The organism is Floridaenema fluviatile BLCC-F154, assembly GCF_041929135.1.
In the GTDB taxonomy this organism is placed as follows: domain Bacteria; phylum Cyanobacteriota; class Cyanobacteriia; order Cyanobacteriales; family Aerosakkonemataceae; genus Floridanema; species Floridanema fluviatile.
The window spans coordinates 61,017-76,019 of the sequence record NZ_JBHFNS010000017.1; the positions used below are offsets into that span (position 1 = coordinate 61,017).

Genomic DNA, 15,003 nt, shown 5'->3' on the forward strand with positions numbered 1-15,003 from the left:
AGTAAAATATACTTGAATTTTACTCTATCCTCAATCAGATTCAATCCCCTGGTAGAAACTAATCTTTGTTAACCATGACTATATTTAATAACAATTCCCTAGCTAAATCAACAATTCAAAAGAAAAAACCTCGATTAAAAAGGATTTTCTACTATTCTCTTTTGGGTAAACTTTCCTTGCTTACCTTGTTAGCTATTGGTTATTTTACTCCAGTAATTAACTGCAATATTACCCAAGAAAAATGCAATTTTTCAGTTTGCATTATTAACGATGGAATGCACACAAACATTGTGCTTCCCGTTAGCAACGAAATAGTTGATTGGCGGGAATTTATTAACATTTCTGATATTGGCAAAGATACTTCAGCTAATTATAAATATCTCACTTTTGGTTGGGGAGATAGGGATTTTTATATTCAAACTCCCACCTTGGCGGAATTAAATCTTGTGACTGCGATCAAAGCATTATTTTTACCTACTCCTTCCACAATTCTTGTCCAAGGATTTGCCGAAATCCCCCGAAATCGAGAAGTTAAATGTGTCAAAGTTACTAGAAAAGATTACTTAGAATTAACGCAGTTTATCCAAAATACTTTTCAATTAAACCCGCAGAATCAGCCAATTAGAATTGCCAACGGTCACTTATCTAGTAGTGGGTTTTATGCAGCGAATGGCAATTATTCAATCCTGAAAACTTGTAATGATTGGACAGCCGAAGCATTAAGAAAAGCTAGTGTAGATACACCTTTATGGGCTGGTCTTTCCTCGGCAGTAATGCTACATTTTAGCCGAACTTGTGAATGTAGCATTAGTGATGAAAAAGCACTATTTCGCGACTATTCTGGAGGAATAGTTAAGTAAGTCATTTTATCTTTTGACGGATCTGAATTATTGGTAGACGATCGCTTAGACTCAGTTTTCTGACTAACTTTCTCAGGATCTCCCACCTCTAATTGAATTTGGATTTTTGGCCCAGAATTTCCTAAACGGACAATCATTCCATCATTAACTTTAATCTTTTTCACTGGACGATCGTTCACATAAGTTCCATTGGAACCTAAACTAACAATTTCCCATTCCGAACCATCATGCACTAGCTCAATATGTTTCCGAGATACAACAGAACTCAGAACCACCACATCATTCTCTTTGGAACGACCAATCTTAATTACAGGTTCAACGTCAAAAGTCCAACTTTGAACCGGGGTAGACTGGCTAGGATGTAACAGATTTAAAGTAATCACCGCTATAAAATTGGGCAGATATTTGTGTGTATAATTTTGACGACATTACGCCGCTTATGTCCAGCATATCAATTAAAGAATGCTTCGGCAATTACTACAATCGTATAGTTACCAAAGTACAAGGTTGCTAACTAGATTTATTCTGCCTAACAGGAATTTCAATCACTATTTCTGTACCCTGTCCTAGTGCGGAAATACACTTTAATTGACCTCCGTGTTTCTCGACTACAATCTGATAACTAATTGATAAACCTAAACCAGTTCCTTGTCCTACTGGTTTAGTGGTAAAGAAAGGGTCAAAAAGTTTACGCCTGACATCCTTAGTCATTCCTGGCCCATTATCAAGAATCCGAATAGCTAACCAGGGAAACTTATCGATCGAATCAGCAGAATTTCGTGGAGATTGATCGGCGACCGCCTCCTCCCCCAAACCCTGAATCAACTCAGTCCGAATCCGAATACAAGGCGCAGAACAACAAGCAGGATAACCCTTTTCCAAAGCATCGATCGCATTATTCAGCACATTCATAAACACCTGATTTAACTGCCCAGCATAACACTCAACCAGAGGTAAATCCCCATACTCCTTAATCACCAAAATCCCCGGATGTTCTGGAGTAGCTTTCAACCGATTTTGCAGCAGAGATAAAGTACTATCTATACCCTCATGTAAATCAACAGGCTTCATTTCCGCTTGATCCAACAAAGCGAAATTCCGCAAAGATAACACAATTTGACGAATTCTTTCCGCCCCAATTTGCATCGAACTCAGTAATTTTAGTAAATCTTCCAAGACAAAATTCAAATCAATTTCTTCAGCCCTAACTTGAATTTCTGGCACGGGCGATGGATAATTCTTTTGATAAAGCTGCACCACATCTAATAAATCTCGTGCATACTGACTAGCGTAAGGCAAATTACAATGAATAAAACTAATTGGATTATTAATTTCGTGAGCAATTCCCGCCACTAACTGTCCCAAACTAGACATTTTTTCCGCTTGAATTAGCGAAGCTTGAGTCGATCGCAATTGATGTAAAGTAGCTTCTAACTGAGCCGCTTTTTCTTGCAACTCCACCTCTCGACGGCGCAAAGCTTCCTCCACCTTTTGCCGTTTCACAATATCCTGTTTCAGCAACTTATTAGCCGCTTTCAACTCAGCAGTGCGTTCCTCAACCTGCCTTTTCAAATCATCGTGAGCCTTTTGCAATTCTACTTCCGCCAATGTCCGGGAAAAAATTTCCCGTTGCAACCTTTGATTAGCATCTCTTAATTCCGTCGTCCGTTCATCCACAGCTTGCTGTAACTCTTCAATCACCCCATACATTTCCGTAGCGCCGAGAACTTTCAACAAGCTAGTTTGAGAAACAATACCCAACAATTCCCCCTGAACACCCTTCACCACCAAACGTCGGACATGACATTGCTGCATTTGTTGATGAGCAATCCATAAAGAATCTGAAGGACTTAAACAAAACAACGGCGAACTCATCACCTCTTGAGCTTGCATTTGGGATAAATTCAGTTCTAGAGCCCGAAACTGGACAATATCCCCCTCAGTCACAATTCCCAGCGGTACGATGTAATTTTGTAAATGATTCTCACTATCTAAAGTCGTTTTCTCCTCAATCCGGGTAATGACCACACAACTTACCCGATACTCTGCCATCAACTGAGCTAAATTCAGCACTGAAGTAGTCATTGGTGCATGAATCACCTGAGTCGTCATCACATCACCCACAGACCACAACCGCGTCAACAAATTAGCTGGTTGCATAGAGGCGCGAATACTCTTCGGTGTCAACAGTCCCAGCAGTTGACCTTGGGAATCTAAAACTGGTAAGTGGCGAATCCGATTTTGCCGAAACACTGATAAAGCCGTAAAAATATCTTGCGAATCCGAATCAGTGAGCTTAATTACCGGACTAGACATCACATCAGCAACCTTCACATCCTGGAAGTTCGTTCCCATAGCCGTTAGCCTCACAATATCCCTTTCCGTGAATATCCCGACTAACTGAGAATCTTCCATCACCAAAGCACAACTAGCTCTTTTGAAAGCCTCCACAGAAGTCCCATCTGTTTCTAACAATTGTGGCGAAGTATCTACTGGACAACTACTTCGCACCTGCGCCATCAGATGTAGTACATCAATCACAGGAGTATCTGGAGAGACTGTCAGGGTATGAGAGTCAATTGCACTTTTGAGAGATAGGGAGTAAAGCGGTGCGCCGTTCAGCTGCATGGAAATAAATTGATGTGATGATTGCCACATCACCACATTAATTCACGTTATGCTGTTTTCGCTATCTTGATCAAGGAGGGAAAAAAATCCGCCCTTTTCCCCCTCACCTTTTTTTCCCACTAATAATCAATTTGGGTGCTATCTTCTTTTTGTTGTTCGCCTTTGGGATAAATTAAAGTATCTCTGGATTTTTCCGGCTTGCTGTCTGCTGATGTTGGTTTTTGCGAAGTCATTTTTTGTCCATCTTTTGTACCAGAGCTTCCTAGATGGATTTGGATTTGGGGGCCAGAGCGAGCTAAACGAATCATTGCTCCTTCTCCGATCGGTGCTTCAGTGATGCGCTTACCTTCTAAGTATGTGCCATTAGCACCCAAATTAATTACTTCCCAATGGGAACCTTGACGACGCAGTTCCACATGGTAGCGGGAGACTACGGCGCTATAAAGAATCACATCATTGTCGGTGGCACGTCCGATCCGAATCAGTGATTCCTCTTCAAAAGTCCAGCTTTGAATGGGAATTGACTGAAGCGGATGTAGTAGGTTTAGTGTAATCACATCGGTAGGGTTAACTCTGGGTCAGATCGACTAGGAAAGCTGAAATAGGAAGGTTACAAGATCTCCTTTACCAAGGGAAATGCGATCGCCAGGACGCAATCGATGCCGATTACCCTTTGGTAAAGGCGTATGGTTAATGTAAGTTCCGTTAGAGCTTCCCACATCTTCAATATAGTAGGCATCTCCCTCGACGCGAATATCCGCGTGAACCCGGGAAACTACCTCGGAATTGGGAAATCCAGAAACGTCAATATCTGGGGGAATTTGCTCATTAGGTTTTCCCAAATGAATAATTGATAAATTTTGTGGCAATTCAATATTGGTTTTAGTTTGGACGTGATTCAGCAAAGCTGTTTGTTGCTGAATCCGAGTCGGAGCAATAGTGCCTTGATTTGGTGTTGGTGTGGGGTTGCTAGGGGATGCCATCTCTGGGGTAAATGGTGCTGGAGATGGGGGGACATTTGCTGCCACACTCACATTTTCTGGTTCGGGATCGGGTACAGAAGAACTAACCACTAAGGGATCTGGCTGCACCAAGGGATCGGGTGCTGGCAAATCTGGGATTGAAGGCTCTGCCTCGGCAGCCATTGCTACTGTAGCGGGAGCAGCTGTTTGTGGTTCTGCTGCTTCGGCTTCAGCTTCGTTCTGGAGACTAAAGCCGCACTGACCACAGAAACTAGCGTCTGTTTGTACTGGCGCACCGCAGTTAGGGCAACTAGTAGTTGCTGGTAACGGCGTGTAGCAGGCTTCGCATTGTACTGCGCCATCTGGATTTTGGTGATTGCAGTTTGGACAAACAATCATGTAGTTTTTTACCTAGAGGTCATTTTCAAGGGGATGTGGTGGAATTTAGGTGCTACCAGTTCCTCTCCTAAATAAATTTTATTATGATTCTGAGGTAACTAAATTGAGATTTCTGGCTGCTGATTCATCTAATAGCCACCAAAGTTCTCCTTGAGGTTGAATCAGTCGGGCTGGGTAGGCGATCGCGTCGGCTTCTTGGGCAAAAACCTCGGCTAGAGCAGCCTGTTTATTGACACCCGCAACCATAAATAACACATAACGAGCGTTGTTGATTAAAGGTACTGTAAAGGTTAAGCGAGGTTGACCGTCTTTGTTGCCTACGGTAACTAGGCGATCGCTTACTTGCAGTGCCTCTGTGTAGGGAAACAAAGAAGCAGTATGCCCATCGTCTCCCATTCCTAATAAAACAATATCAAAAATTGGTAACTCTCCAGCTGATAGGGAGAAAAATTCTTCTAATTCGGTTTGGTGTTGTGCTGCGTCAGCTGTGGGATTTCCGGCAGCGGTGGGCATGGGGTGAATATTGCGGCTGGGAATATTTACCCGCTCGAGCCAAGCTTGTCGCGCCATTTTTTGATTGCTGTCGGGATGGTCTGGTGGGACGTAGCGTTCGTCGCCCCAAAATACATGAATTTTTTCCCAAGGCAGGTTTTGAGTAGCGATCGCTGCATACAATGCTTTGGGTGTACTGCCACCGGAAAGGGCAATGGTACAAATTCCCCGTTGGGCGATCGCTTCTGTAATTTTTTCCTGAACCAGGGTGAGACTTCGGGAAATTAAATCCGCCCCAGAGGGAAGTACTTCGACAATTTTACCCATGAGTGCCTCAAGCAAAAGAGTACTTTCTGTGTTAACCTTGCCATTTGCAGAGGTCAATAGTAACCTTAAACTAAAAAATCTCTGTTAAGTTTATTTGCATTTACTTTTAGAATAAACATTTAACCAAACTGTAGGATCAACTTGCGAACAACTGCTTATCCCAAAATGGTAGATCCGAGAGAAAACGTTGCTAAGCAAGCACGAAGCGGCAGCGTAGCAGCCATCATTCAACTACTGAATGACAAACTGACTGATACCGGAGTCAGAACTAGAGCCGTGCGGCAAAATGACTTGTTACAACTGCTATGTGAAGCGGAAAAGGCGGACAACTTAGAAAAATCCACCTTAGTGCCGCAAATTCAGGAAATATTGACCACTATTAGCCCCCGCAATATCCGAAGGGCGCGAATCAATAGTCGGATTATTCAAGAACAGCAGTTGCTCTGGGTAGAAGAAATTAACCGCGATCCGGAAAGTCAATTGCTGTGGGTAGAGGAAATTAAGTTACCCAAGCGTCATTTCTGGGATCGCTGGGCAGAAACTCTGTCGGAGCCAAAATTTAGTTTGGGCAAACAACCGACTTTGAAAGCTTCTTTAACACCAGTGGAACGCTCTCGACAACAATGGAGGCAAGGGATAATCGTTGGCGCTTTATTCAGTTTATCCATTTCATTAGTTGGCTGGGCTTTGTATCACAATTTAAGTCAAAAAGGCAGTCAAACAACGGCGCAGAAGTCAGATTCTTCCCCAGCCACCTTGCCGAATCTATCATCCCCTAATCAGAAAATCTCTGCTGCTAAACCTGTGGTTCAGGAAACCAGTGTCTCCCTACCCATGAAAGATCCCTTTGTGGCAGCAGTAAAACTAGCAGAACAAGCTGTAGCGGCAGGTCAAGTGGCTAAAACTCCGGCTCAGTGGTTAGAAATAGCTGCTAAGTGGCAAAAGGCTTCGGATTTCATGAGTAGTGTGCCAGCAAATGACGATCGCTATAAATTAGCCCAAAACCGAAAGGTCTTGTATCGCCAAAGTAGCGAAATCGCTTTGAAAGAAGCCCAAAAGAAACGCTCTGTTCAGCCGTAGGTAGAAATATATCAGTTCTGAGTACTCCAATTTAGTCGATCATAGAGAAAACACGGATGCTAAATTTGTCCGGTAAACGATAATCTAGTGCCAGTCCTGTCAGCAGATGGAAGTTCTTTTCAGCACTTTCTATAAGCTTGGCTTATTTTATAAATAACCTGCTACCAGAAGTATCAATATATCAAATAAACTTATCTGGCTAGCTAATCTTCTAAAAAACTCTTCGAGAACTTGTTGTTAGTGGAGGATGAATTTACCGATGATTAAATGCTTGAGAACAGTTATCATTGGTAATTGTTACCAAAAGCAAACTACTGTAATTAACCTTAATTTATTCTAAAACCAGTTTAAATGTTAATCGGGTAATTTTGCCTTTGGGATTTGGTTCTTACTGCCGGACTGCATCGAAAACAGCAACAATTCTCAGCCTTGTCAAACTAAACAGCAATGGCAATATCACAAATTCATTTGTCTAAACAATTTGACAACACATCAAGGCATCAAGCTTTGCTTAATCAGTTAACGATGGCTATCCGTAGCTGTACGGAACTAGATCCGATTCTCAAGCTAGCCGTTGATGGTTTAGTGCGGACTCTACAAATCGAGCGGAGTCTAATTTTATTACTGAAATACGTAGATCCACTGATAAAAAACCGTTCCCCACAGCCAATTCCGAGAGCTAAAGCCACTGTGATTTATGAATGGTCAAGTTTAGCCTCGGAATCGCCAAGTTCAATAAATCAGTCTTTTTCGCTATCGGACTGTAATTTGTGCCAAATGGCTTATCACAATACTCCTAAGCCGTTAGTTTTCAATAACAAACATTGTATTGGTTGTAGTGATTCTGGAGAGTGTGTAGCGGCGGTTTTTGACTTTAACAGTATGCCAAATTTACTGTTGATTGCTTTGGAAAGTCAAGGAACTGTATTGGGTTTTTTGGCGTTACAACAACGTCAATCTCGTGTTTGGCTAGCTGAGGAGTTGGAGTTGGTGGAGTTAGTTAGTGCTCAGCTGAGTATTGCGGTTCTCCAGTTTCAGACTTTGCGCCAAACTTCTGCTTTGGTGGAAGAAAGAACGGCGCAGTTGGAGTGGAGTTTGTCGGTTCAGGCTAAGCTGTATGAAAAGACTCGCCAACAAATCGATCAGTTACGTCGTTTGAATGCGCTCAAAGATGAGTTTCTCAGTACGATGAGTGACCAAATGCGAAACCCTTTGGCAAGTATGAGAATGGCAATTTGTATGTTACGTCAACCAGGGTTGACAATTGAGCGTCAGGTAAGGTATCTGGATATTTTAGAGCAACAATGTAATTTAGAGATTAATTTAATTAACGATCTGCTGACTTTACAAGAGTTGGAGACGCAGAAATCGCGCTTGCAACCACAAAAGGTTGATGTTCGGGAGATTATCAAAAAGTTAGAGCAGTCTTTTACTGAGAAGTGGTCGGTGAAGGGATTAAATATGGAGGTGCATTTACCAAAGCGATCGCTAATATTCGACACCGATGCTGAGAGCATTACCCGCATTCTCCAAGAATTGCTCACCAATGCAGGTAAGTACTCGGAACCCGATACAAAAGTGGTTTTGCGTGCTACTTACGAAGTGAATCAAAAAGTGCCAGAAATTATTTTATCTCTCTCGAATATTGGTTCTAGTATTTCACCAGCGGAGCAGGACTATATTTTCGAGAAGTTCCGGCGGGGTGAAGGGGTGATGCAAAGAGGAATTCAAGGTACTGGTTTAGGATTAGCTTTGGTCAAATGTTTAGTGGAACATTTGAATGGGACAATTACTGTTTCTAGCTCTCCGATGAGCGATCGTCAGTCATGGTTAACTTGCTTTACGTTAACTTTACCCCAAATGCCAGGTGGATAAATATACTTTGATTTTCTGATGTTGCTTTTGTACTCTCATCACTTAATCTAGGAATTGGTGATTGGTGAGCTTAAATGACGAAAACCGAAGTTGACTCAACCTCAAGCTGGTTGGCTTTGAGTGTGGTTTTATGCTTCCCTAGTCTTTAGTCTCCAGTCTTTAGTTCCTGATACTAAATTATATGGCAATAACGGCTAAGCAAAATACGCCAAAACTTTCCCGCTGGCAAAGACCGAAATATTCTCCGCTGTCTCGTCAGATCGATATTTTTAGTGCTGCGATAACTTTTATATTTTATTTGTGGTGGGATGCTACTTTTTCTCCTAAGTCTTCTATAGATAAAAAACGTCGGGCTGAGTGGTTGAAGGAAACTTTAGTGGATTTAGGGCCGACTTTTATTAAAATTGGACAGGCGTTATCTACTCGTGCGGATTTGTTGCCTTTGGAGTATGTGAAAGCTTTGTCGGAATTGCAAGATAAGGTTCCTCAAATTACGGCAGAAGAGGCAATTTCGGTAGTTGAATTGGAGTTAGGTAAGTCGATTTATGTGTTATATCGTGATTTTGAACTTCGTCCGATCGCAGCTGCCAGTTTAGGTCAAGTACATCGTGCTTGGCTACATACAGGAGAAGAGGTAGTTGTGAAAGTTCAACGTCCGGGATTAGAAAATTTATTTAAGTTAGATTTCAAAATTCTCCGGCAATTAGTACATTTTTGTCAGCGATATTTACCTTGGACAATTAAGTATGATTTAGAAGCTATTTATAATGAGTTTTTTAATCTTTTATACCAAGAAATTGATTACATTCAAGAAGGTAAGAACGCTGACAGATTTCGCCAAAATTTCCAAAATAATCCTGATGTTTGGGTACCCAAAGTCTATTGGGAATACACTACAACGAAGGTATTGACTTTAGAATATGCCCCAGGAATTAAAATAGATGATAGGAAAACTTTGGAAACCTGCGGTTTAAATGTGAAAAGAATCAATCAAATCGGCATTTGTTGTTATTTACAGCAATTGTTAATTGATGGTTTTTTTCAAGCCGATCCCCATCCGGGAAATATGGCTGTTAGTTTGTCAGGAAGAATTATTTTTTATGATTTTGGCATGATGGCAGAGGTTAAGTCTTTGGCGAAAGATCAAATGCTAAAGACTTTTTTTGCTGTTTTAAGAAAGGACACAATTACGGTGTTAGACAGCTTAATTAATATGGGTTTAATTGAGCCTGTTGCTGATATGACTCCGGTGAAGAGACTGATTGCTTTTTTATTAGATAAGTTTACGGAAAAACCGATCGATTTGCAGGCTTTTGGGGAAATTCGCCAAGAGTTGTATCTAATGTTTGAGCAACAACCTTTCCGATTACCTGCACAAATGACTTATATTATCAAGTCATTAACTACTTTGGATGGAGTGGCAAGAACTCTCGATCCCCAGTACAGTTTAGTTGCTGCGGCTCAACCTTTTGTGAAAAGTATTACTTTATCTAGAGGACGAATTAATAGTGTTGGGGAATTAGCTAGACAAACGCGAGATTATATTAAATATAAGTTACAGCAACCGAGTAAAACTCAACTGGTGCTGCAACGCTGGGAGGAAAGAATTGCTAGTGGTGAGTTACAATTTCGTAGTAAGTCTGAGGCTAGCGATCGCATTCTCAAACGGATTCACCTAGCGATTAAAAGCCTAATTTATGCTTGTTTAACTGGGTTTACTTTACTCAGTGGTGCGGTGTTACTTTTGGGACAATATCGGGCTTTTGCGCCGATCGCTTTTGCTTTATCCGGGTTGTGTCTGTTGTTTTTACTACGTTCTTTATTCAATTTAACACTTAAAGAAAAGCTGGATAAATTAGCAGAAAAATAAGCATTGTTAATCTTTGGGGCAAACAACGATTAAAATTAGATTTACCCCTAAAATAAACAAAAGGCGATAAGAAATTCTTTTTCTTTCGCCTTTCCTATCTTTGTTTTTCTTTTCGATACCCCCAGGGGAATTCGAATCCCCGTCGCCTCCGTGAAAGGGAGGTGTCCTAGGCCTCTAGACGATGGGGGCGTATCGTTTGTGTGCCGCGCCTGTCGTTCACACCTTTATAATAATATCCACTATCCCCTAAGCTGTCAACCCCTTATTTGGTTTTTTTCCGATCTTTTTTTTGCGGGGGTTCTGCCTTTCAACTACGTTGCCAAACTTTAATGGTTTTATCTTGACTGGCGCTGACTAAGGTTTGTCCGTCGGGGGTGAAGGCGACGGCGTTTATGGGTTGGGTGTGACTGGTGAAGATGCCCAGGAGTTTTCCTGTAGCTAGATGCCAGAGGCGGAGGGTGTTGTCTTCGCTACCTGTGGCGATGATTTCTCCGTTGGGGTGGAGGGCGATCGCATAAATTGCACCTGTATCTTCTTTAATAGTGTGAATTAGTTTCCCAGTTTTCCAGTGCCAAAGTTTAATCGTGCCATCGCGACTGCTACTAATTAAAGTTTGCCGATCGGGGCAAAAGATTAATCCGGTAACAATGTGAGAATGAGCAGTTAAAGTATGCAGTAATTTGGCGCTAGGAGATTCCGATCCTGTTTCATCTTGCAAGCACCAAATTTTAATTTTGCGGTAACTACCACTGGCGATAAAAAGTCCATCGTGACTAAAAGTAAGGGAATGGGGAACGCCATCACCCCAAGAGATAGTCCCAGATGCTTCTCGCTGGCGACGGTTCCATAAATAAATTTTTCTGTCATCTCCACCACTAGCTAAAATTTGTCCATTAGCATTAAAACTTAAACAACGAACTACACCATTATGCTGTTCTAAAATATCAATTAAATCTTCTGCTCCCGGATGCCAAATTTTTAAAGTTGTGTCTGTACCACCGCTAACTAAAGTCCGATCGTCCGGGTTAAAAGCTAAAGCGTTAATTTCGTCTATTTCCCAAGTTTTTACCCAAGGATATTCTGAAAGAGTGCTAATTAATTGTCCAGTGGTTAGATCCCAAAGGCGAATTTCTCCGCGACTTCCACTAGCTAAAATTTGCCCTAAACTGATGGCTAAACTATTAATTGCGTTACTATGTCCTGTTAAAGTGTAGGCAGATTTCCACCCAGCAACTTCTTGATTTAAGGAATTATTAGTTGGCAAGTTTTGCAGATTTTCTGCGATGAAAACTTGTTCTTTTGGGGATATGTTTGCTTTCTGAAAAGATGCGAAATAACAACCAATTCCTCCACTATAAAGTAAGTCAGTTAATTTTAGGTAGGTTTTTGGCCCAGTAAATGTAATTTGGTTGCTGGGAAGAAAACCTGTGAAAATTGCGGGAATTTCTGCTGCGGTGAAAGTGTCAGGAAAACCCAATAAACACATAAATAGTAAAACTTGGTAATTTTTTAGGTCATTTGAGGTGACGCACCAGCGAACTTTGTCTTTTTTGAGGCTGTTAAAACTTTGGCGATCGCAAACATGAACTTGGATTTTTACTCTGGGTATCTCAGTTAAGATATAAGTAAACTTACTTGCGTTACCTAAGTTTCCTTCCTCATCTAATTCTAGATTAGCCAGGGGATCGATTTCTAGTTTCCGCACTTGATTTCCTAAGCAGTAGTTAAGAGTAGCATCAACTAGTTGTTCGCGCAGCAAATATTCATAAACTTCTTGCTGGAAGTGTTCTTGAAAATCTAGCCAAAATTCATATTTATTAGGTACTTCAGGTGGGTTTTCAGCAAATTGTTCGGCTTGATGTTGGCACAAGTGTTGAATTTCTGTGAGTTGTTCTTCACTAATAGTAATCATTTCACTATAACAACCGCGAACTTTTGCTTCCAGCAAAGAGGGAGCCATAGCTTTTTGCTTTTTCAGGCGTTGAATAAAGTCATTTTGGAGGAATTTTAGTGGTGTAGTCCAGTCCATTTTTTTACTTAAGTTAGCACTTTTACTAACCTTCTATTTGCCATCGCTGGGCAGAAAAAGTTTTAGAATCTTGCCCATTTCTAACACTGGGAGCCAAGCTAATTAAATCTTCAATATTACGGCGCATATTGCCACAGATATTATCTAATGGTAAGTCGTTTTCATCATAACCAAAAGGATTTTCAATTTCCACCCCTATTTCTTCAATTCCTAGCAATGTAAAGCTAATTATTATTACAACTAATCCAGTAAACCAACCAAAATTAGCAACCATTTGTAAGGGTAATGACAAACAGTAAAGTAGTAGCAACTGTTTTAAATGAATGGCATAAGCCAGAGGAATTGGTGTTCTTAAAATACGTTCGCAGCCTCCTAGACAATCTACTAATTCATTGATTAAGGTTTGTAATGCAGTTAACTGATAGCTATTTAAACAATTACGTTCGTACTGATATTGTAAGTAATCAGAAATCCAAAAAGCGACTTCTAAGGGAGGATTATTCATGCCTTTGAGTTTCTGATACTGCTCTAGGTTCATCAGTCCTTCTAATTCTTGATTTATAGATTCGCAACGTAAGTGTAATTTAGTGGCGATCGCAAAAGCAACTAATAGCCTTAATGTAGCAATTTTCCGCTCTCTGTCTTCTGGTTCTCTTTCTTCAACCGAAACCCAAATTTGTCGGGCTAAGTTCCGAGTAGTATTAGTAATTATTCCCCAAAGTTTACGTCCTTCCCAAAATCTTTCATAAGCTGTGTTAGTCCGAAAAACTAACAGTAAACCTAAGACAATATTGGGAATAAAACTACCCAGAAAAGGCAAAGATACCGCTAATCCTTGATAGTGCATTGCAGAAACAATTACGCCTATTGCGCCACAAAATATGGCACGGGGCAAAACAGCCGGAAGAACTGAACCTCGCAACTGTACGGCTGATTTATACCATTGTAATTTGTCTGTTGACATCCGATTTTGTCCGGCAAATTATTTTGAACTTCCTACAAATCATACTCTCTAGCTCTCTGTTACTGGTAGTGACTAGGGATGACAGGCAAGATGCCCGTCCTACAGATTCCTGATTGAGCAAGAGCTTTGCACTCAGTCAATTATTTTTTCTCATTTTTGTAACATAAACGTCACAGAAATTTCATAAAAAAATATTGCAATTTCTTGATTTAGTTGCTAATCTGTGCTTATGACTGGCTTGATGTCGCTCGTACTTTAGGAGATATACTACCCATGCTCTACATTGTGAGTGATTCCAGAATTGCCTGAAGATGTTTTTCTGAGGGCTCCACGTTTACATTTCACTAGGCGGAGGAGAAACATCTTGGTTGTTGTTTACTATGTCTATGGCTAACAATTTTGGTGCTTGACTCGGTTATTTTGGGTAGTTTCTATCAACATTGAACTTTTCTGATTCCAACTCTAAGACAGATCTCAGATAAAATTTACGAAAATAAGGTTCCTGGCGATGTTTCTGAGAAATGTCTTTAGTTTTTGATGTCATTCATGAGTTATTTTTGTCTCATTCCCTACCGAGATTGTGTTAGCGAAATATTTCAACTCGGTGACAAAAAGTGGTGTGAGACCTCTACTCTGGAGGTTTTTATGAATATTCAAGGAAAAACGGCTCTAGTTACTGGAGCTTCTCGTGGAATTGGTCGTGCGATCGCCCTAGAACTAGCAAAAAACGGCGTAAAACGCTTGTTATTAGTCGCCAGAGATCGCCAACGTTTAGCTGAAGTTGCAGCCGAAATTGAGCTTTTAGGTGTGGAAGTCGTGGCGCTACCTTTGGATTTATCGCAGTTAGTAAAGGTGAATATTGCGATCGCCCAAGCTTGGCGAGATTACGGCCCAATTCATCTTTTAATTAACTGTGCTGGAGTTGCCCATCAATCACCTTTCTTAAAGTCTCCTTTGCCAAATGTTCAGCAAGAAATCGCAATTAATTTGATGGGAATGTATGCCATGACGCGGATTATTGCCCGACGCATGGCAGCCCAAAAACAAGGTACAATTGTTAATGTTTCCAGCTTAATGGGTAAAATCGCTGCACCAACAATGGCAACTTATTCAGCTACCAAATTTGCCATTTTAGGATTTACCCAAGCTTTGCGAGGAGAGTTAGCACCCTACAATATTCGCGTAGTAGCTTTGCTACCTTCGCTAACAGATACCGACATGGTAAAAGAATTGCAATGGTTCAAATGGGTACAACCAACCACTACCGAAAAAGTTGCCCAATCTCTAATTACTGGATTGGAAAAAGAACGATCGGAAATTTTAATTGGATGGCAAAGTCATTTAGCAGTTTTGGGTCAAAAAATTGCCCCTTGGCTAGTAGATAGAGTTTTACTCATGGCTGCACCTTTACCTGAGAATAAACCGAAACGTTACCGACGATTGCGAGAGGCAGGAATCTCTAATTAATTAACAAGTACAGGTACGTTGTTGCGCTTCAGCACTAATCAGGCTGTAGG

The 15,003-nt window shown here is 41.0% G+C and carries 12 protein-coding genes and 1 tRNA gene; 5 read left to right on the top strand and 8 right to left on the bottom strand.

The features are described 5' to 3' along the window. Positions 1-74 precede the first annotated feature (74 nt). Positions 75-860, top strand: a complete 786-nt coding sequence (locus ACE1B6_RS02620) for a DUF2459 domain-containing protein (protein ID WP_413255676.1) — start codon at positions 75-77, stop codon at positions 858-860. Here ACE1B6_RS02620 and ACE1B6_RS02625 read toward each other — a convergent pair. From ACE1B6_RS02625 to pgl, 5 genes are all read right to left on the bottom strand, one after another. After that, on the bottom strand, positions 836-1,243 hold the full coding sequence (locus tag ACE1B6_RS02625; protein WP_413255677.1) for an FHA domain-containing protein: 408 nt from the start codon (positions 1,241-1,243) through the stop codon (positions 836-838). The two genes, ACE1B6_RS02620 and ACE1B6_RS02625, sit on opposite strands and share 25 nt — an antisense overlap. 127 nt (positions 1,244-1,370) lie before the next feature. Further along, positions 1,371-3,518, bottom strand: a complete 2,148-nt coding sequence (locus ACE1B6_RS02630; protein ID WP_413255678.1) for a CBS domain-containing protein — start codon at positions 3,516-3,518, stop codon at positions 1,371-1,373. Between the two features lie 89 nt (positions 3,519-3,607). Further along, positions 3,608-4,045 carry an FHA domain-containing protein gene (locus ACE1B6_RS02635; protein WP_413255679.1) on the bottom strand — a complete coding sequence of 146 codons (438 nt, stop codon included), beginning with the start codon at positions 4,043-4,045 and terminating at the stop codon, positions 3,608-3,610. 30 nt (positions 4,046-4,075) lie between these two features. After that, positions 4,076-4,849, bottom strand: coding sequence for an FHA domain-containing protein (locus ACE1B6_RS02640; RefSeq protein ID WP_413255680.1), 774 nt, complete (start codon positions 4,847-4,849; stop codon positions 4,076-4,078). Between the two features lie 81 nt (positions 4,850-4,930). Next, on the bottom strand, positions 4,931-5,668 hold the full coding sequence (gene pgl / locus ACE1B6_RS02645; protein WP_413255726.1) for a 6-phosphogluconolactonase: 738 nt from the start codon (positions 5,666-5,668) through the stop codon (positions 4,931-4,933). Positions 5,669-5,809: 141 nt separating this feature from the next. Here pgl and ACE1B6_RS02650 point away from each other — a divergent pair, with 141 nt between their 5' ends. From ACE1B6_RS02650 to ACE1B6_RS02660, 3 genes are all read left to right on the top strand, one after another. After that, complete coding sequence (locus ACE1B6_RS02650; protein ID WP_413255681.1) at positions 5,810-6,748, top strand: hypothetical protein; 939 nt, start codon at positions 5,810-5,812, stop codon at positions 6,746-6,748. A gap of 447 nt (positions 6,749-7,195) precedes the next feature. Beyond that, the gene (locus tag ACE1B6_RS02655; protein ID WP_413255682.1) at positions 7,196-8,623 is read left to right on the top strand and encodes a GAF domain-containing sensor histidine kinase; all 1,428 of its coding nucleotides are present in this window, start codon (positions 7,196-7,198) and stop codon (positions 8,621-8,623) included. Positions 8,624-8,804: 181 nt separating this feature from the next. Then, positions 8,805-10,493 (top strand): ABC1 kinase family protein, encoded by a 1,689-nt coding sequence (locus ACE1B6_RS02660; protein WP_413255683.1) that lies wholly within the window; start codon positions 8,805-8,807, stop codon positions 10,491-10,493. 116 nt (positions 10,494-10,609) lie between these two features. Here the strand turns inward: ACE1B6_RS02660 and ACE1B6_RS02665 are convergent. The 3 genes from ACE1B6_RS02665 to ACE1B6_RS02675 form a co-directional block, all read right to left on the bottom strand. After that, positions 10,610-10,682, bottom strand: a tRNA-Glu gene (locus ACE1B6_RS02665). A gap of 118 nt (positions 10,683-10,800) precedes the next feature. After that, complete coding sequence (locus ACE1B6_RS02670) at positions 10,801-12,522, bottom strand: WD40 repeat domain-containing protein (RefSeq protein ID WP_413255684.1); 1,722 nt, start codon at positions 12,520-12,522, stop codon at positions 10,801-10,803. A 25-nt stretch (positions 12,523-12,547) separates the two neighbouring features. Then, positions 12,548-13,486 carry a bestrophin family protein gene (locus tag ACE1B6_RS02675; RefSeq protein WP_413255685.1) on the bottom strand — a complete coding sequence of 313 codons (939 nt, stop codon included), beginning with the start codon at positions 13,484-13,486 and terminating at the stop codon, positions 12,548-12,550. Positions 13,487-14,131: 645 nt separating this feature from the next. On the opposite strand from ACE1B6_RS02675, the gene ACE1B6_RS02680 reads away from it, so the two are divergent. Continuing rightward, on the top strand, positions 14,132-14,953 hold the full coding sequence (locus ACE1B6_RS02680) for an SDR family NAD(P)-dependent oxidoreductase (protein ID WP_413255686.1): 822 nt from the start codon (positions 14,132-14,134) through the stop codon (positions 14,951-14,953). The last annotated feature ends 50 nt before the right edge of the window (positions 14,954-15,003 follow it).